Source organism: Paraburkholderia bannensis NBRC 103871 (assembly GCF_000685015.1).
Classification (GTDB): Bacteria; Pseudomonadota; Gammaproteobacteria; order Burkholderiales; family Burkholderiaceae; genus Paraburkholderia; species Paraburkholderia bannensis.
This window is the reverse complement of sequence record NZ_BAYA01000033.1, coordinates 24094-43358: the sequence shown is the minus strand read 5'-3', so window position 1 is coordinate 43358 and position 19265 is coordinate 24094. Positions and strand designations below refer to the sequence as shown.

The following is a 19265-nucleotide window of genomic DNA, read 5'->3' as shown; positions in this document are numbered from 1 at the left end:
CGCGGGCGCGTTAAGATCCGCCGGTTCATCGCTACGCTCATCGCGCCCATGAAGCAGCACCAACTCCACGCGTTCCTCGCGCTCGCCGCGGGCGGCAGCCTCACCCGCGCTGCCGCGAGCCTGAACCGCACCACGGCCGCGATTTCCAAGTCGATCCGCGAACTCGAAGCCGAATTCGAGGTGCAACTGTTCGAGCGCACGCCGCACGGCATGTCGCTTTCTGCAGCGGGGCGCGCATTTCTGCCACGCGCCCAGGCCGTGATCGCGGAGATGACGCGCGCGCACGAGGAGCTGGCCGCGCTGCGCGGCCAGCATGGCGGGCATCTGCGCATCGGCCTGACGCCTGCGGTGTCGGTGCTGATCGCGCCGGATCTGGTCGCGGGCTACATGGCGCGTCATCCCTCGGTGCAGGTCGAGCTTTATGAGTATCAGCGCGAACAGATGCTGCACCGGCTCGACGACGGCACGCTCGACGTCGCGCTGCACGCTGTCCCGTCGTTCTCCGAAACGCTGCCGCAGTCGCCCGACGAGCGGTTGCAGGACAGCCGCTCGCGCCTCGTGTTCGAAACTACTTTCGCGCTTGTCACCGCCCGCAACGGGCGCCACGCGCAGGCCGCCTCGCTCGAAGCACTGCGCGACGCGCGCTGGATCTACACCGACCCAAGCGGCGCGCAGCAGCGCTACGTCGAGCGCGTTTTCGAGCGCGCGGGACTCGTTGCGCCCGCAAGCACGTTGATGTGCGCGGCCTCGGTGCCCGGCGTGGCGCTCGCGTTGAAGATGGATGCGGTGATGCTGGTCGCGCGTCCCATCATCGAAACGCGGCGCGAACTGGTGGAACTGCCGTGCTTTGCCGATCTGCCCGCGCTGCGCGTCTGGTGCACCGTGCGCCACGCGGCGACCATGCCTGCCCAGGTGAGCGCCTTTCTTGACGAGGCGCAGCGCTGGCAACCCGCACAAACTCCCTCGCCGAGTTGAAATTAAAAAGTAAGGTACGGATCAGATTGGGTGAGTAGGGCCGCTAACACGACTAGCGCTCCCAGAAGATATTCGGCATAACCCCGTGCGGGTTTTGCCCGATTGCGTAAAGTTGGATGCAGAATTCGCTCCGGACTGCTATAGTCCGCCCCCGCTGCGACCAGCCAGAAAGCACCATTCCAGATGACGCGCTATATTTTTCAGGCGTCATGTGCTTGCTGCGGTACGCATCAAAAAAGCGTTGCCGCCGGGCATAGCGCGGAGCATCCCCAGCGGAGCGGGTTGAATCGCCCCGTTTCACTGCTTTCGGCACGGCCTGTTTTTGGGACAACCGAACCTGGCTTTCACGGACTGCAAGGCGCTCAGCGCGCGATGAGAACACGCACGTGGACTCAAGCGGCCCGGTCGGCACGGACAACGAAAGAAGAATCCATCTGGGAGCTGACGTGAAATATCAACTGGGCGCTATCGTCCTGCTCGCAGCCAGCACGGCTGCGTCGGCGCAATCGAGCGTGACACTCTACGGCCGCGTCGACGGCGGCATCGAATATCTCAATCACATCGCCAATGGCAGCGGCGGCCAGTCGAGCCGCTGGAGCGCGGAAGGCGGGGACTGGGGCACCAGCATGCTCGGCATGAAGGGCACCGAGGACCTGGGCGGCGGCACCACTGCGCTGTTCGACCTCGAAACCGCGCTGCAGATCATGAACGGCACCTCGGGCGGCGGCAAGCTGTTCTCGCGTCGCGCGTATGTCGGTCTGAAGAATGACACGTGGGGGCAAATTCAGGCCGGCCGCAATCTCTTCATCGACAGCGACGGCGTCTGGGAATTCGACCCGTTCGTGCAGCAGGCCGTGTCGTCGGCGTCGCTCGTGCGCGGTCGCAACTGGCAGCAGACCAGCAATAACGTCGAATATCACAGCCCCGTGTGGCACGGCCTCGACGTGCAAGGCCAGTACGCCTTCGGCAACCAGACGAGCGGTTTCAACAATGGCGCCGACGGCGACTTTGGCCGCTCCGACGGCATCATGCTGACGTACCACTCGCCGCTGTTCGACGTGCGCGGGATCTATGACGAGCTGCGCGATTCGAGCGGCCGTTTCTCCAACATCTTCACGGCGTCGCGCGAATTCTTCGTGGGCGGCAACCTGCGGATGGACAAGTGGAAGATCCAGGCGGCCTACACGCACTACGCGGCGCCGGATTCGCCGGTGGGCGTGGCCGACAGCGCCGATCACTACTGGCTGGGCGCGACCTACCAGGCGACGCCGAAGTGGGCCGTCACGGCAGCGGGCTTCTACATTCACGTGGGCGAGGGCAGCGGCGACGCATCGCACGATCCGGGCAGCCACGCGATGCTCTACGCGCTGGGCACCACCTATAACCTCAGCAAGCGCACCTTCCTGTACGGCACGGTCGCTTATGTGGACAACAGCAAGAACGGCAACTTCTCGGTGTTTGCGACGCCGCGCGACTCCAGCTCGCCGACCAGCCCGAACGTGGGCGAATCGCAGACCGGCGCGTACGTCGGGATGATGCACGTCTTCTAAGGCAATAGATTTTTTCGCGGAGCGTTTTCCGCACAACCGGCCGCTGCGGGCGTAGCGCAGCGGCTGGACGACTCGCCGGCGTTCGCGTCGGCGCGCCTCGCCGCTGGCTTCGAGTGACAGTCGATGCGGGCGGCGTCCTCAAAAGAAGGTTGAGATCATCATGTCCAGATCCAGAGAATCATCATCGCCGGGGTTCATCGGCGTCATCACACTACTATTCATCGCGCTCACATCGCTATTTCTGCTGATAGGCGGCGCGTACCTGCTCGCGCTCGGCGGCTCGGCGTATTACGTCGTGACCGGCGTCGTGCTGCTGGCCGTCACGTGGCTGCTGTATCGCCGCAGTCCCACCGCGCTCGTGCTCTACGCGCTCGTGCTCGTGGGCACCGCCATCTGGTCGCTGTGGGAGTCGGGCCCCGACTTCTGGGCGCTTGCACCGCGTTCGGGCGTGCTCGTCGTGTTCGGCGTGTGGCTGCTGCTGCTCGTGAGCTGGCGTCTCGAAGCGCCGCGCAAGCTCGGCGTTCAGTCGCTGGTCGGCGCGCTCGTGATCTGGGCGGGCGTGCTCGTGTACGCCTGCTTCAACGATCCGCAGACGGTCAACGGCACGATGGCTTCGTCGACGGGTTCGCTCGCCGCGAACGCCAACGGCGTCGACAACTCGGACTGGCCCGCTTACGGCCGCACCCAGGAAGGCACGCGCTACGCGCCGCTGCAGCAGATCACGCCGGATAACGTGAAGAACCTGCAAGTGGCCTGGACGTTCCGCACGGGCGACATGAAAGGCCCGAACGATCCGGTCGAGATCACCAACGAGGTCACGCCGATCAAGATCGGCAACCTGCTGTACCTGTGCTCGCCGCACCAGAAGCTGTTCGCGCTCGACGCGCAAAGCGGCACGCTCAAGTGGACGTTCGATCCGAAGCTCAAGACCGATCCGTCGTTCCAGCACGTGACCTGCCGCGGTGTGTCGTACGTCGACCTGACGGCGAATGCCGCAGCACCGGCTGACGCTGCTGCCGCTGCGGCTAGCGATGCTGCTGCTCCGGCGGCGACGGCTGCCGCTTCGGACGCTGCTGCATCGGCGCCGCAAGCTGCTGCAAGCGACGCCGCTGCTTCGGCTGCCACGGCTGCCGCTCCGGCCAGCGACGCTGCCACCATGGCCGCCGCTCCGGTGACGGGCGCCTGCTCGCGCCGTATCTACCTGCCGGTCAACGACGGTCACCTGTACGCGCTCGACGCGCTGACGGGCGAGCGTTGCGCGGGCTTCGCCAACAACGGCGACCTCGACCTGCAACACGCCATGCCGGTCACGACGCCGGGCATGTACGAGCCGACTTCGCCGCCGATCATCACCAGCAAGGTGATCATCGTCGCGGGCGCGGTGGAAGATAACTTCTCGAACCGCGAACCGTCGGGCGTGATCCGCGGCTTCGACGTGCGTACGGGCGAACTCCTGTGGGCGTTCGATCCGGGTGCGAAGGATCCGAACCACATCCCGGGCCCGGGCGAGCACTACACGTGGAACTCGCCGAACTCGTGGGCGCCTGCCGCCTACGACGCGAAGCTCGACATCGTCTATCTGCCGATGGGCGTGCGCACCCCGGACATCTGGGGCGGCGACCGTACGCCGGAGATGGAGCGTTTCGCAAGCGGCCTGCTCGCGCTGCACGCATCGACGGGCAAGCTGGCCTGGTTCTACCAGACCGCTCACCATGACCTGTGGGACATGGACATGCCGTCGCAGCCGACGCTCGCCGACATCACGACCAAGGACGGCAAGACCGTGCCGGTCGTGTACGGCCCGGCCAAGACCGGCAACCTGTTCGTGCTCGACCGCCGCACCGGCGAAACCGTCGTGCCCGCTCCGGAAATGCCGGTGCCGCAAGGCGCCGCGCCGGGCGACCGCACGTCGCCGACGCAGCCGTTCTCCGAACTCACGTTCCGTCCGAAGAACCTCCTCACGGACAAGGACATGTGGGGCGCGACGATGTACGACCAGCTGGTCTGCCGCGTGATGTTCCACAAGCTGCGTTATGAAGGCACTTTCACGCCGCCGTCGCTGCAAGGCACGCTGGTGTTCCCGGGCAACCTGGGCATGTTCGAGTGGGGCGGCATTGCACTCGACACCGATCGCCAGATCGCCATTGCCAACCCGATCGCGCTGCCGTTCGTCTCGCGCCTGATCCCGCGCGGCCCGGGCAATCCGATGGAACCGCAACCGGGCGCCAAGGGCAGCGGCACGGAATCGGGCATCCAGCCGCAGTACGGCGTGCCGTACGGCGTCACGCTGAACCCGTTCCTCTCGCCGTTCGGCCTGCCGTGCAAGCAGCCGGCATGGGGCTACATCGCGGGTATCGACCTGAAGACCAACGATATCGTCTGGAAGAAGCGTATCGGCACCGTGCGTGACAGCTCGCCGATCCCGCTGCCGTTCAAGATGGGCATGCCGATGCTGGGCGGCCCGATGGTCACGGCTGGCGGTGTGGCGTTCATCGGCGCAACGGCGGACAACTTTATCCGCGCGTTCGACGTGAACAACGGCAAGCAGCTTTGGGAAGCCCGCCTGCCGGCAGGCGGCCAGGCTACGCCGATGAGCTACTCGATCAACGGCAAGCAGTACGTCGTGATCGCAGCAGGCGGCCACGGCTCCTTCGGCACCAAGCTGGGCGATTACGTGATCGCTTACGCGCTGCCGAACTAAAGCACGCCTGACGTGCATGGCGTGCGTCGCGAGGGCGGTTCGAGCCTCGCGGCGCACGTAACGCGCACGCAATAGAACACCGGAAGCGGCATGCCTGGCATGCCGCTTCTTTTTTGTCTGCTTATTTTGTCCGCTATCCTGTTTTCGACATGAGCCAACTCTCCCACGCCCGCCGTGTCTCGCGTCATCTGGGCGCAAGCTGGCGCCAGGCGCGCGACGCTTCGCGCGGCTCCGGCCGCGCCGCCTCGCGCGTGGCGCTGACCGCGCTGGCGGCCCATGCCATCGGCGCCCATGCGCAAAGCTCGGTCACGCTCTACGGCGCGCTCGATACGAGTATCGAAATCACCAACCCCGGCGCGGGCTACGTCGCGCGCATGGACTCGGGCGCGTATCGCGGCTCGCGCATCGGCCTGCGCGGCGCAGAAGATATCGGCAACGGTCTGAAGATCCTGTTCGACCTGGAAAATGGCTTCAGCTCGGGCAACGGCACGCTCGCGGTCAGCAACACGATCTTCAACCGCCAGGCGTGGGTCGGCCTGGGCACGCCTTACGGCACGCTGCGCATGGGCCGCCAGTACTCGCCCATCTACATTCCGTTCAAGGGCGGGCTGGATGCGTTCGGCGCGGGCACCATCGCTTCGGGCCTCGACAATCTGTCGAAAATCACGCCTTACGAGAGCAATGCGATCACCTATCTCTCGCCCGAATTCCACGGTTTTTCGACGACGCTGATGGCCTCGCTGCGCGACGCCACCGATGGCGACGGCAACGGCATCGCCGGCAATATCGAGACCTTCGCGTATCGCAACGGCCCGCTGCGCGTCTCGTACGCGCATCAGCAGACGCACGGCGACGGCGCGCTGCGGGCGAACCTGGGCGGCGTCTCCTACGAATACGGCCCGGTCACGGGCTTTGTGTCGTTTTTCAACGGCGACGGCGGCACGCCGCGCTATCACAACGACGGACTGTCGGTCTCCGCGCGCTATGCCGTCAACGCGCGCTTTCGTGCGTCGCTGGGCTATACGTACCTGCGCGACCGCTCGGGCGGCGACGATAACGCCGACCAATTCAGCGCCGCCTGCGAATACGACCTCAGCAAGCGCGTGCTGCTCTATGCGAGCGCGGGCTGGCTGCGCAATCGCGGGCAGGGCGAATTCACACTCAAGGGCGTGAATGTCACGGGCCTCACGCCGTCGTATCCGGGCGCGTCCGTGCGCGGCGTGCAGTTTGGGATGATCGACCGGTTTTAACGGGCGGTCGTTGCCTTTTCGTCGCGCGAGCCGTGCAGAACTCGGGCAAAGCGTCACACACGCTTTGCTAAACTGATTTGCACGCCGCCATCACGGCGAAGGGGAAAACGTGTGACGCCCAGCAACGCCACCCGACCTGCGCCGCAGCCTGAATCCGCCGGGCCTCGCGCGCGCGGAGCACGCCGATGAGGCTGCGCGCGCTGCCGCATTTCTCGCCGTTGCGCGTGTTCTTCTTCACGATCGCGCTGGGCGGCGCGACGGGCGTGGACTTCGTCGCTTCGTCGATGATGGGCATTGCGGGCACGCATATTCGCGGCGGCGTGCATGCGTCGCCGGAAGACTTTCTCTGGAGCATGACGTCGTACGCCGCCATGGCGACGGTCGCCAATCTCATGCTCGGCCGCGTCGCGCGGCACACCAGCTATCGCTCTTTCACCATCGGCGGGTTGATTGTCGCGGCTATCGGCTCGCTGCTTTGCGCGCTCTGCGATACGCCGCTCGAACTGACGTTCGCGCGCGCGGTGCAGGGCTTCGGCGCGGGTGGCCTCTTTGCCGCCGCGCGCATCCTGATCCAGCTCGTATCGGCGCGCGACGAACGCGCGCCGCTCTTTATCGGCTTCAATATTGGCTCGTTCGGTCTATCGGCCGTGACGCCGTGGCTGGCCGCCGTGCTGGTGGAAAGCGCCGCGTGGCAGATGGTATTCGTGATCCAGGTGGTGCTCACGCTGGGCGTGCTGGTGCTGGTCGTGCTCACGTATCCGAGCCGCGTGACGCCGCCAGGCGACCTCTGGGAAATGGACATCGACCCGATGGACTGGTGGGTCGTGATTCTGTTCGGGCTGGGTGCGATGGTGCTCATGCACGGCCTGGGCGACCTGCGTTTCTACGAACTCGCCAGTTCGCCCTCGGTCGCGCTCACGCCCATCGTGGGCTTCCTGCTGATCGGCGCCGCTTTCGCACGACGCCATAGCGAGCGCAATCTCTGGCTCGATCCGCAGGCGCTGCTCGGGCGCGGCTATCTCGTCGGGCTGCTGTTCTACGCGATCTACTACTTCCTCAATGGCCTGTGGAACTACCTGATTCCCACGCTGCTGCAAAGCGGCTTCGGCTTCGGGTTCCAGGTGACGGGCGAGGTGCTCACGTGGGCCTCCTTGCTGAGCCTGCTGGCGATGATGTGCTTTTCCGTGGTCGCGCCGAAGGTGTTCGGGCGACGCCGTTATATCGCACTGGGCTACGTGATGTTCGCGGCGGCGCTGCTGATGCTGTCATTGCGCACGCTCACGGGCGTGTCGATGGACGTGATCCTGCCTGCGCTGTTCCTGCAGGGGCTGACGGTGCCGTTTGTGATGGCGCAGGTGGCGGGCATGACCTTCGTGGACTTCACGGAAGACGACTTTCAGCATGCCTACGCATTCAAGAACATCGTGCGCCAGATTGCGACCGCCGCGGGCACCGGCGCGGCGAGCCTCTGGCTGCAATATGGCGAAGCGATTGCACGCTCGCGGCTGGTCGATCGCATCACATTATTCGATCTGGGCGGCATGCCGCCGATGCCGGACATGATGCGCATGGCGTCGATGGTGGAAACGCAGGCGACCCTTGTGGCAAGCGCGAACCTGCTGTCATGGCTGGCGATCTTCTGCGCGGTCGTGGCGGTGTTCGCGCTGGTGATACGCTGGCGCGCGACCTGACCTGACGTAACCTTGCCCATGCCATCAATCGAGCAGTGTGCTGATTGCCGCAGCAAGGCCGTCGGGGTTTTCGTAAGCGATCATGTGCTCGGCATTGGCAACCCGTGCGACGGTACAGCCTGCCTGTTCGAATTGAGCAATTCGTTCGCCTGATGCGGTGTCAGACAGAATGACGGCTTTTGGTACTTTCAGCGCGGCCAGGTCATCTAACCAGAGGTGCGCGTTGTCTTCCAGCGCGGATCGCGCCCAGTGATAAATCGCATAAGGCGAGGCGACCGAAAATGGGCCGAGCCACGCTTCATTGCCGCCGCTGGATTTCAGTTGCGCGCGCAACTGTGTGAAGCCATCTTCGACGAACTGTTGTTCGCTCATCGAGGTGATATCCGCAAGCATCGCAACGCCGTAATCCGTCAATCCGGGCTCGCACAGGATGAGCGTGCCGGTTTGATCGGCCAATTGGCGCGCCAATTGAAGGGCGATAAATGCGCCAGCGCTATGGCCGAACAGGTTCACCTTCGTGAACGATTCACCGGACAGCAGCTTCGACAGAGCCGCTGCTTGAGCGGTGGAATCATATGATCCATCGAGCGGCTTGTCGCTGAAGCCCGATCCCATGAGATCGACGAGCAGCGACCGTCGCTTCGTGTACGAAGCGGAATTGACGACCGACGGGTAATCGCTGCTGGAAGCGCATCCCAGCCCGTGAATGAAAACCAGCGGATCGGCGGAATACGACGCGGAAAAAAGCTCAAGATACCGAAGCATGTTTCCACGGTCGTCAATGGCGAATGGACTCATTGCTTTCCTTCAACGACGCGCACGCGTCCTGCACGGCCCGGTGGAGTCGCGCACGACCAGTTCGGGCGGCGGCCCAATCGCCATCGACGGCTCCTGCACCGGTGCGTCGATCAGTTGAATCAGGCTGCTGATCGAGAGTTCGGCAATCGCGGCGGTCTGGATCGCCACGGTAGTGAGGGCGGGGCGCACCTGATGCGCGAGCGCAATATCGGTAATGCCGATCACGGAAACATCGTCGGGCACCGCGCGCCCCATGCCGATCAGCGCCTGGATCGCGCCAATCGCCAGCAGGTCGTTCGACGCGAAAATCGCCGTCAATTGCGGGTGTTGCTGCATGAGCGCGAGACACGCCTCATGACCCGCATCGATGGAATCGCGCACCTGCATTTCCGCCGTGGCGCGCGCCACGCCGCCCGCCGCGAGCGCCGCGCGAAAGCCGTCGGAGCGCGCATCCTGCAAGCCGCCGCAGCCGTCGCCGACCAGCATGCCGATCTTGCGATGCCCCAGTTCGAGCAGATGCTTCGCCGCCAGCGCCCCGGCCGTGGCGAAATCGACGGCCACGCAGGGCAGTGCAGGCGGCTTTTCGGGGTGTTCCCACATCGCCAGCAGGATCGGGCCGTTATGCATCGCGGAGATGCACAGTTCGTTCATGGCGATGTCGGTGTTAATCACCAGCACGCCGTCCGCGAAAGTGCCCGCGATCTGGTTGAGGTAGGCGCGACCAATCTGCGCATCATCGTCGGTGTTGCAGACCATCAGGAAATGGCCCGACTTGCGCGCGGCGCGCTCGGCGGCCAGCACGAACTCGGGATAGAACGGGTTGGCGATGTTCGACAGCATCAGCGCGAGCGTCGACGAGCGGCCCTGCGCCAGCGCCCGCGCATTGAGGTTGGGCCGGTAGCCCAGTTCGGCGATGGCCTTGAGCACGCGCTCCGCCGTCTCCGGGCGGACTTTCTCGCGGTTGCGCAGCACGTTCGAAACGGTGGCGGCGGTGACACGCGCATGCCGCGCGACTTCTGACAAGGTGACCATGTCGTGCCTTTTTTATGGCGTTTACCCGGGGGTTTAGCGGGTTTTTCGTGACGTTTCCCACATTCAGGGAACGCGATTCAAATGTTGCAAAGCGTGGCGAGGATTTGATAATTTTCACCCACACCAAGCCGGGACGCGATTTGCACGCGGTTGTGCCGCCCAGAAATTTAAGCGGTTAAATGACCGTCGCACAAGCCCCCCGGCTAAATTTATCGCGTAGAATTTAAGCGCTTAAATCTGATGATTGAGACACAAGCGCAGTCGAACGCGGCAACAACGGAGGAGACACATCCATGGCGACGATCCAGTTGTCGAACGTCGGGAAGCAATACGGCGACCACCCGCCGGTGATCCGGCGCGTCGATCTCGACATCGGCCATCACGAATTCTGCGTGTTCCTGGGCCCGTCGGGCTGCGGGAAATCCACGCTCCTGCGCATGATCGCGGGTCTTGAAGAACTGAGCGACGGCGAGTTGCGCATCGGCAACCGCGTGGTCAACGACGTGCCCGCCGCCGAGCGCGGCGTGGCGATGGTGTTCCAGAGCTACGCGCTGTTCCCGCACATGACCGTGTTCGAGAACATGGCGTTCGGCCTGAAGATCGCCAAGGTGCCCAAGGCCGAAGTCGAGCGCCGCGTGCGCGATGCGGCGCGCAGCCTGCAACTGGACGCGCTGCTCGACCGTCATCCCAAGGCGCTCTCGGGCGGCCAGCGTCAGCGCGTGGCGATTGGCCGCGCGATCGTGCGCGAGCCCGGCGTGTTCCTGTTCGACGAGCCGCTGTCCAATCTCGATGCCGCGCTGCGCAGCCACACGCGCATTGAGATCGCGCGCCTGCATCAGCGCTTTGAAAATGCCAGCGTCGTCTACGTCACGCACGATCAGGTCGAAGCGATGACGCTCGCCGATCGCATCGTGCTGCTGCACGCAGGCGCCGACATGGAAAAGCACGGCAGCGTGGCGCAGAGCGGCGCGCCGCTGGAGCTTTATCACCATCCGAAGTCGCGGTTTGTGGCGGGATTTATCGGCTCGCCGCGCATGAATTTTATCGACGGCCAGGTGGACGCGGTCGAGGAGGGCGGCGTGCGCGTGGCGCTCTACGGCGGTGAAACGCTGCTCGCGAGCGTCGACGGACGCGGCCTGCAACGCGGCCAGCGCGTGACGCTGGGCGTGCGGCCCGAGCATCTGCGCCTGGAGGGCGACGATCAGTCGATTGGCTGCGCGACCGTGCTTGCGGAACGTCTGGGCGAGCACAGCTACCTGCACGCCGATCATGCGGCGGGCACGCTGGTGGCGAAAGCGCCCGGCGACACGCCCATCGCCGTGGGCGAGCGCCTGCGTGTGCGCGTGCCCGCCGACGCCTGCCATCTGTTCGACGAGGCCGGGGTCGCGCGGCGTCGCCTGAAGTCGCCCGCGCTCGCCGCCGTGGCGCTGGCCTGACCCGCAGGCACGCTCCAGATCCGTCGCTGTGATTGCGTCGATTTGAATCCGCATTACCCCGCCGCAGAGCGGGTCATTCACCAAGGCAAGGCAAACCAAGGAGACACCTGATGTTCGCTTATCGCTTACCCCGTTTCGGAACATTGGCCCGCGCGACGGCTGCCGTCGCGCTTGTCGCGGCCACGCTCGCGAGCGGCGCGGCCGATGCCGGCACGCTCACCGTCAACGTCTCGGCGCGCGGCAACCAGCGCGCGACGTGGCAGGACGCCTTCGACAAGTTCAAGAAGGCTAATCCGGACGTCGATCTTAAGGTTTCCTACGTGACTGAAGAGGCCTACAAGGTGCAGATGAGCGGCTGGCTCGCGACCGATCCGCCCGATGTGGTCTCCTGGCACGACGGCGAGCGCATGGCCTACTATGCGCAGCGCGGCCTGCTGGAAGACCTCTCGCCGGACTGGGCGAAGAACGGCTGGAACGAGCAATATGCCTCGGTGAAAGAAGCCTCCACGTACAAGGGCAAGCAGTACGCCGCGCCGCTGGGCTACGACGCGTACGGCTTTTTCTATCGCAAGGATCTGTTCCAGAAGGCAGGCGTAAAGGCCGAACCGAAGAGCTGGGACGAGTTCCTCGACGCCTGCAAGAAGCTCAAGGCCAGCGGCGTGCAGCCGATTGCCGTGGCGGCGCGCGACAGCTGGACGCTGGCCGCGTGGTTCGACTATCTCGACCTGCGCATCAACGGCAACGCCTTCCACCAGCAGTTGATGGCGGGCGAGATTCCCTATACCGATCCGCGCGTGAAGAAGGTCTTCACGGCCTGGAAGACGCTGATCGACAACCACTACTTCATGGACAACGCACTGTCCTATGACGTCGATTCGATCGCGCCGGTGCTCGTCAACGGCAAGGCCGCGATGATGCTGATGGGCACGTTCTTCTCGGCCAGCTTCCCGGCGAACATGAGGCAGGACGTGGGCTTCTTCCGCTTCCCGGTGATCGACGCGAACGTGCCGACCGCCGAGGACGGCCCCGTCAACGTGCTCCTGATCCCGGCGAAGGCGAAGAACAAGACCGACGCGCGCCGCCTGCTGGCCTTCATGGAAACGCCGCAGATCAACGCCGACCTGGCGCGCGGCTGGGGCCAGTTGCCGTCGAACAACAAGGCCGCTGAACCCGAGGACGCCATCTCGAAGGTGGGCTTCCAGACGCTCGCGAACACGCGTGGCGGCATTGCGCAGTTCTACGACCGCGACATGCAGAAGGAAATGGCCGACGAGGGCATGAAGGCGATGCAGCAGTTCTACAGCGATCCGTCGCAGGTCGACGCGCTGCTCGCGCGCCTCGAAACGACGCGCCAACGTATCTACCACAAGTAAGCCTGCTGGTTTCTGGCGCCGGCGGTGCGTACCGCCGGTGCCCCGAGAAACACTACGCAAGCATTCCATGTATTTCGTAATCCGAACAATCAACGAATGATTCGGCGAGGCCTCATCATGTCCGATACTGTCGCGCGTCCACTCGGCGCGGCGCGCCCGCAGCGCAAATCGACCGTGCGCAGCAAGCAGAACCGCGCCGCGCTCTGGTTCCTGCTGCCTGGCTGCGCACTGTTCACGCTCTGCGTGCTTTACCCCATCGTCAACAGCATCGCGCTGAGCTTCTATAACTGGGACGGCATGACGCCGAAGACCTTCGTCGGTCTCGCGAACTATGTCGAACTGTTCCAGACCGATACCTTCTACACGGCGCTCAAGAACAACCTGCTGTGGCTCGTGCTGTTCCTGCTCGCACCGCCTGTCGGCCTGATGTTCGCGCTCTACCTGAACCAGCGCGTGGGCGGCATCCGTATCGTCAAGTCGCTGTTTTTCGCGCCCTTCGTGCTCTCGGGCGTGGTGGTGGGGCTGGTGTTCTCGTGGTTCTACGACCCCACCTTCGGCCTGCTGCGCCTGATCCTGGGTCATGGCGTGCCGGTGCTGGGCGACCCCAGGCTCGTCACGCTCGGCATCATCTTCGCCGCGCTGTGGCCGCAGACGCCGTTCTGCATGGTGCTCTACCTCACGGGCCTCACATCGATCAATTCGGAAATCGTCGAGGCCGCGCGCATGGAAGGCGCGAAGGGCATCAAGCTCTTCTGGCACGTGATCCTGCCGCAACTGCGTCCCGTCACCTTCATGGCGATCGTGCTGACCGTGATCGGCGCGCTGCGCAGTTTCGACCTGATCGCCGTGATGAGCGGCGGCGGCCCGTTCGATAGCTCGACCGTGCTCGCGTACTACATGTACGACCAGGCGATCAAGTATTACCGCGAAGGCTATTCGGCATCGATTGCCGTGGTGCTGTTCGCCATCATGCTCGTCTATATCGTGTTCCACCTGCGCCGCATGCTGCGCGAAGAACGCTGAAAACAAGGGAGTTTCCGCACATGTATCCGCTTCCCGTCGAACGCTGGAAACCCGCGAATCGCACGCTCTACAAGATCTCGCTGCCGATCGCGCTCATTATCTGGCTGCTGCCGATGCTGGCCGTGCTCATCACCTCGATCCGCTCCACCGAGGAGCTTCAGCAGGGCGATTACTGGGGCTGGCCGAAGCACTTCGCGCTGCTCGACAACTACGGCGCGGCGCTCACGCAGACGCCCATGCTGCATTACTTCGCCAATAGCGTGCTCATTACGGTGCCTTCGGTGATTGGCGCGATTGCGCTGGCGTCGATGGCGGGTTTCGCGCTGTCGACGTATCGCTTTCGCGGCAATACCGCCGTGCTGTTTGCCTTCGTCGCGGGCAACTTCGTGCCGATCCAGATTCTCATGATCCCGGTGCGCGATATGGCGCTGAGCGTGGGGCTCTACAACACGGTCTGGGCGCTCATCATCTTTCACGTGTCGTTTCAGACTGGCTTTTGCACGCTGTTCCTGCGCAACTTCATCAAGCAACTGCCGTTCGAACTGATCGAAGCGGCGCGCGTGGAAGGCGCAAGCGAGTGGACGATCTACTGGCGCATCGTCATGCCGCTCGTGCGGCCCGCGCTCGCGGCGCTCGGCATCCTGGTGTTCACCTTTGTGTGGAACGACTATTTCTGGGCCCTGTGCCTCACGCAGGGCGACGACGCCGCGCCCATCACCGTGGGCGTGGCCGCCCTCAAGGGGCAGTGGACGACGGCATGGAACCTCGTGGCGGCGGGCTCGGTGCTCGCGGCGCTGCCTTCCGTGCTGATGTTCTTCGCCATGCAGAAACACTTTGTCGCGGGACTGACCTTCGGCGCCAGCAAGGGCTGACCTCCTGTCCGGCATTGCTATGCCGAAGGTCTTTTTTTCTCTTCTACCGCTTATCCGAACCGGATTTTCACTCATGCAAATCGGTGTCTGCTACTACCCCGAACAATGGCCGCGCACAATGTGGGCCGACGACGCGCGCCGCATGGCCGAACTGGGCATCTCGCACGTGCGTATCGCCGAATTCGCCTGGAGCCGTATGGAGCCGCGCGCGGGCGAATACGACTGGACGTGGCTCGACGAGGCCATCGAAACGCTCGCCGCACAAGGCCTGAAGGTCGTGCTGGGCACCCCCACCGCATCGCCGCCGAAGTGGCTGGTCGAGCGCGATCCGGAGATGCTGCCGGTACGCGCGGACGGCACGCGCTGGAACTACGGCTCGCGCCGCCACTACGATATCGCCAGCGCAACCTATCGTCAGGAATGCGTACGGATTACCGACGCGATGGCGCAGCGCTATGGTCGCCATCCCGCCGTGGTCGCGTGGCAGACCGATAACGAACTCGGTTGCCACGACACCGTGCCGAGCTATTCGCCTGCCGCGCAAAGGCGCTTCCAGGCGTGGCTGCAACAGCGCTACGGCAGCGTCGGCGCGCTCAATACGGCCTGGGGCAACGTGTTCTGGAGCATGGAGTACCCGTCCTTCGAATCGGTCGGCCTGCCGATGCTTACGCCCACCGACGCCAATCCCTCGCATCTGCTCGATTTCCGCCGCTATATGTCGGACGAAGTCGCGAGCTTTCATCGCGAGCAGGCCGACGTGCTGCGCCGTCACGCGCCGGGAGTGGACGTGCTGCACAACTTCATGGGTTTCTTCACGACCTTCGATCACTACGCGTTCGCGGCGGACAAGGCGATCGATGTGGCGACGTGGGACAGCTACCCGATCGCACGCACCGAAGTCATCGGCCTGCCCGAAGCCGACAAGGCGCGCTATGCGCGCACGGCGCATCCCGATGTCTCGGCGTTCGACCACGACCGTTATCGCGCCATCGGATCGGGCCGCTTCTGGGTGATGGAGCAGCAGGCGGGGCCGGTGAACTGGGCGCCGTGGAATCCGGTGCCCGCGCCCGGCATGGTGCGTCTGTGGGCGTATGAAGCGTTCGCGCACGGCGCGGAACTGGTCTCGTACTTTCGCTGGCGTCAGTGCCCGTACGCGCAGGAGCAGATGCATTCGGGCCTGAACCTGCCGAACAACGAGCTGTCGCCGGGCGGCAAGGAAGTGGCGCGCGCGGCGCAGGAGATTGCGCAAAGCGACGTGCTGCGCACGCTCGCCGCGCCCGCGCGCGCGCAGGTGGCGCTGGTGTTCGACTACGAGACGCAATGGATGTTCGAGATCCAGCGCCACGGTGCGGGCTTCGATTATCAGGCGCTGGCGTTCGACTATTACCGTGCGCTGCGCGAGCACGGCCTGGACGTCGATATCGTGTCGCGTCACGCGGATCTTGCGCCGTATCGCCTGGTGGTCGTGCCGTCGCTTGCCGTGATCGACGACGCCTTCGTCGCGCAGATCGAGCGCAGCGACGCGCATTGGGTGTTCGGCCCGCGCAGCGGCTCCAAGACCCGCGACTTCGCCATTCCCGGCGCACTGCCGCCCGGGCCGCTGCAGCGCGTCTTGCCGCTCCAGGTGCTGGAAGTCGAATCGCTGCGGCCCACGCTTGCCCCCGCGCTCAGCGTGGGCGACGTGCAGGGCACGGCGCTGCATTGGCGCGACCACGTGCGTGCGAACGAGGGCACGCGCGTGCAGGCCGAATTCGCCGATGGTTGGCCCGCGCTGCTCTCGCATGGCCGCGTGCAATACCTGGCGGCGTGGCTCACGCACGACCTGCATCGCACGGTGCTGGCCGATGCGGCGCGCGCAGCGGGGCTTGCGCTGCAGGCCTTGCCCGAAGGCCTGCGCCTTGCGCGGCGCGGCGGCCTCACGTTCGCCTTCAACTTCGGCGACGCGCGAGCCACGGCGCCTGCGCCCGCCAATGCGCAATTCGTGCTGGGCGAGGCGTCGCTGGGCACCGGCGATGTGTGCGCCTGGCGCGATCCTGCCTGACCTGACCTGGCCGAAGAAAACGATAAAAGCGTTGCGGGCCGCGCCCATGCGGCCCGCCGACTACGATGGAGGAGCACAGATGAAAAGAAGAGAGATGCTGTCCTGGCTCGCCTGCACCGCGCTCGCATCGGGCGCGGCTCCGACGTTCGCGGCATCGGCGTTGACGGGCGATGCGCGCAGCAGCGGCGAACGCCTGACGTTGGGCGCGGATCTATCGACGCTATTGGAGCTCGAAGCCAACGGCGCAAAGTTCTACGATCACGGCAAGGCCGATGACTGCCTGCGCATCTTCAAGCGGCATGGCCTGGATGCCATCCGTATCAAGGTCTGGAACGACCCTGGCAATCCTGATTATTTTCCGGCCAACCAAAGCACGGCGGCCGGTTTCAATAACGCAAAGCATGTGCGCGTGCTCGCGCGGCGCGCAGCCGAACTCGGCCTGCGCGTGCTGATCGACTTCCACTACAGCGACTGGTGGGCCGACCCGGGCAAGCAGTATCCGCCGCATGCATGGGCAGGCAAGGATCTCACGCAGACCTGCGAACTGCTGTCCGACTACACCTCACGCGTGCTGCGCATGCTGCGCGAAGAGGGCGTGCGGCCCGAATGGGTGCAGACGGGCAACGAGATCACCGGCGGCATGCTCTGGCCGCTGGGCAAATACGATCAGTGGGACAACCTCGCGACGCTGCTCAAGACGGCGCACGACGCGGTGAAGTCCGTCGATCCGCACATCCAGCACATGCTGCATATCGACAGCGGCGGCGACAACGCCAAGAGCCGCTGGTGGTTCGATAGCGCCGTGCAGCGTGGCGTGAACTTCGACCTGATCGGGCTTTCGTATTACCCGCAGTGGCAGGGCTCGCTCGACGACCTGCAGAACAACGCCAACGACCTGGCCACGCGCTACGGCAAGGACATCATCGTCGTGGAAACCGCCTACCCGTGGACAACGAGCGACGGCGACTCCGAACCCAACTCGATGACCAACACCGGCACGCTCAACTTCCCGCCCACGCCGGAAGGCCAGGCGCAGTTCTTCGCCGCGCTCAAGAACGTGGTGAGGGGCATCCCGAACGGGCGCGGCAAGGGCGTGTTCTGGTGGGAACCCGAATGGATTCCCACGCCCAACGTCGGCTGGAAGGTGGGCGCGGGCGACCAGTGGGACAACAACACCGTGTTCGACTTCCAGGGCCGCGCGCTGTCGTCGATCGACGTGTTCGGCAAGCGTTGAACGTCGCGGCCTAGAAGCGATAGGTGAGGGCGACCTGCGCCACCGGATACCAGTGGTAGCGGGTCACCTTGTCGCTGAACTTCTGTTCTTCGTCGATGACGTTCTGGTCGGTCACGAACGGGTCGTACACCGACGGCACGTCGTACGCCACGCGCGGACGCCCATACGCCACGCCCAGGTCGAACGACACGCCCAGTCCCAGCGCGGGCTTCTTGTGGCCATAACCAATGCCGATATACGGCATCACATGCGGCAGCGTCACTTTTGCGGACGGTGCAGGCCCGAGCGCCGGCACGGTCTGGCCGCCGATGTTGTAGTTGCCCTGCGCGTTGGGCTGAAGCTTTGCGCTCAACGAATCGCCATTGAACAGCGCGCCGGCCGTGAGCCGGAACTGGTTCGATGCGAACGGGAACAGGTCTAGATACGTGCCGCCTTGCGCAAGCGTGAGGCGACCGTCATAACGGTTGTCGTCGACGGTGACGGTGTGGCTCAGGCCGAAGCCTTCTGCATCGGCATGAATGCCAAAATGCGGGCTCAGATTGAGCGCGCCGCCCAGGCCCGCGCCCAGCGTGCCGCCCGTGACATAGATTTCCTGCGCCTCGGCATGGCCGATGGCTGCGCTCGCCAGCAATGCGCCGATTGCCAGATAGATCGGATGACTAATTGAATTCACTGCTCTCTCCCTGAAACCAGGGCGCGCTCGCTATGGGCTCCCTGACACCTGTGACTTTACGGGTGGGACGCGCAAGTCAATTGGGCGAGATGCAGTCACTTCGCATGGCAAATCGAAATCTTCGTGTAAACATGGTTCGACCCCTTACGCGCAAGGGGCCGAAACGCAGCATCTTTTGAAAAGTCAGTGGAAAGTCGCGCAAAGCCGGTCGATCGGCACGACGATCAGCAGGCAGGAGGAAAAGGCCAGGCCCACGGTAAAAGCGACCGCCGCCGTCGCGCCGCACCACGCGATAAAGCGGGCAGGATCGCGCTTGCCTTGTACCTGGGTGGCGATGATGCGCCACGCGCGCGCCGCCGCCACGGCCATCACGGCGCAGGCCACCATGGCGACCAGCGATGCGCCATCGACGATCCGCTCGACCTGGGGCCAGGTCAGCGCGCCGTTACGCTCGAAGTCATTGCAGGCGTTGGAGACAAGCGTCACGCACAACGCCAGGTGCAGCAGCCAGATGAGCGGCACACCGGCCAGGCCCAGCCAGATGGCGGTGCGGCCGCGGCGCGGCAAATCCAGGTCTTTTTCCATCCCGGAGTTTCCTTTTCGCCCGAGGTTTTCG

15 protein-coding genes are annotated in these 19265 nt (G+C 64.6%); 11 read left to right on the top strand and 4 right to left on the bottom strand.

What is annotated here, in order from left to right; genetic code table 11:
• Positions 1-48: 48 nt before the first annotated feature.
• The 5 genes from BBA01S_RS43850 (at position 49) to BBA01S_RS32820 (ending at position 8167) form a co-directional block, all read left to right on the top strand.
• The gene (locus BBA01S_RS43850; RefSeq protein WP_052392006.1) at positions 49-975 is read left to right on the top strand and encodes a LysR family transcriptional regulator; all 927 of its coding nucleotides are present in this window, start codon (positions 49-51) and stop codon (positions 973-975) included.
• Positions 976-1421: 446 nt separating this feature from the next.
• On the top strand, positions 1422-2525 hold the full coding sequence (locus BBA01S_RS32835; RefSeq protein WP_042298308.1) for a porin: 1104 nt from the start codon (positions 1422-1424) through the stop codon (positions 2523-2525).
• A gap of 160 nt (positions 2526-2685) precedes the next feature.
• Positions 2686-5226 carry a glucose/quinate/shikimate family membrane-bound PQQ-dependent dehydrogenase gene (locus BBA01S_RS32830; RefSeq protein WP_027820138.1) on the top strand — a complete coding sequence of 847 codons (2541 nt, stop codon included), beginning with the start codon at positions 2686-2688 and terminating at the stop codon, positions 5224-5226.
• Positions 5227-5375: 149 nt separating this feature from the next.
• The gene (locus tag BBA01S_RS32825) at positions 5376-6476 is read left to right on the top strand and encodes a porin (protein WP_084162697.1); all 1101 of its coding nucleotides are present in this window, start codon (positions 5376-5378) and stop codon (positions 6474-6476) included.
• Positions 6477-6661: 185 nt separating this feature from the next.
• Positions 6662-8167, top strand: a complete 1506-nt coding sequence (locus BBA01S_RS32820) for an MFS transporter (protein ID WP_042298307.1) — start codon at positions 6662-6664, stop codon at positions 8165-8167.
• Positions 8168-8191: 24 nt separating this feature from the next.
• Here the strand turns inward: BBA01S_RS32820 and BBA01S_RS32815 are convergent, their stop codons facing one another.
• Together BBA01S_RS32815 and BBA01S_RS32810 are read right to left on the bottom strand one after the other, a co-directional pair.
• Positions 8192-8965, bottom strand: a complete 774-nt coding sequence (locus tag BBA01S_RS32815; protein WP_042298306.1) for an alpha/beta fold hydrolase — start codon at positions 8963-8965, stop codon at positions 8192-8194.
• A 9-nt stretch (positions 8966-8974) separates the two neighbouring features.
• A complete protein-coding gene (locus tag BBA01S_RS32810) occupies positions 8975-9997 on the bottom strand; it encodes a LacI family DNA-binding transcriptional regulator (protein WP_027820134.1) in 1023 nt (340 codons plus the stop codon).
• 293 nt (positions 9998-10290) lie between these two features.
• Between BBA01S_RS32810 and BBA01S_RS32805 the strand changes: the two genes are divergently transcribed.
• The 6 genes from BBA01S_RS32805 (at position 10291) to BBA01S_RS32780 (ending at position 17976) form a co-directional block, all read left to right on the top strand.
• Positions 10291-11433, top strand: coding sequence for an ABC transporter ATP-binding protein (locus tag BBA01S_RS32805; protein ID WP_027820133.1), 1143 nt, complete (start codon positions 10291-10293; stop codon positions 11431-11433).
• Between the two features lie 110 nt (positions 11434-11543).
• The gene (locus BBA01S_RS32800) at positions 11544-12806 is read left to right on the top strand and encodes an ABC transporter substrate-binding protein (protein ID WP_042298305.1); all 1263 of its coding nucleotides are present in this window, start codon (positions 11544-11546) and stop codon (positions 12804-12806) included.
• Between the two features lie 117 nt (positions 12807-12923).
• Positions 12924-13829, top strand: coding sequence for a carbohydrate ABC transporter permease (locus tag BBA01S_RS32795; RefSeq protein WP_027820131.1), 906 nt, complete (start codon positions 12924-12926; stop codon positions 13827-13829).
• 20 nt (positions 13830-13849) lie between these two features.
• Complete coding sequence (locus tag BBA01S_RS32790; protein WP_027820130.1) at positions 13850-14701, top strand: carbohydrate ABC transporter permease; 852 nt, start codon at positions 13850-13852, stop codon at positions 14699-14701.
• A gap of 73 nt (positions 14702-14774) precedes the next feature.
• A complete protein-coding gene (locus tag BBA01S_RS32785) occupies positions 14775-16742 on the top strand; it encodes a beta-galactosidase (protein WP_027820129.1) in 1968 nt (655 codons plus the stop codon).
• Between the two features lie 79 nt (positions 16743-16821).
• On the top strand, positions 16822-17976 hold the full coding sequence (locus BBA01S_RS32780) for a glycoside hydrolase family 53 protein (protein ID WP_027820128.1): 1155 nt from the start codon (positions 16822-16824) through the stop codon (positions 17974-17976).
• A 10-nt stretch (positions 17977-17986) separates the two neighbouring features.
• Here BBA01S_RS32780 and BBA01S_RS32775 read toward each other — a convergent pair whose 3' ends face one another.
• Both BBA01S_RS32775 and BBA01S_RS32770 read right to left on the bottom strand, forming a co-directional pair.
• Positions 17987-18649, bottom strand: a complete 663-nt coding sequence (locus BBA01S_RS32775; protein ID WP_052392005.1) for a hypothetical protein — start codon at positions 18647-18649, stop codon at positions 17987-17989.
• Positions 18650-18832: 183 nt separating this feature from the next.
• On the bottom strand, positions 18833-19234 hold the full coding sequence (locus tag BBA01S_RS32770; protein WP_027820126.1) for a hypothetical protein: 402 nt from the start codon (positions 19232-19234) through the stop codon (positions 18833-18835).
• Positions 19235-19265: the final 31 nt, after the last annotated feature.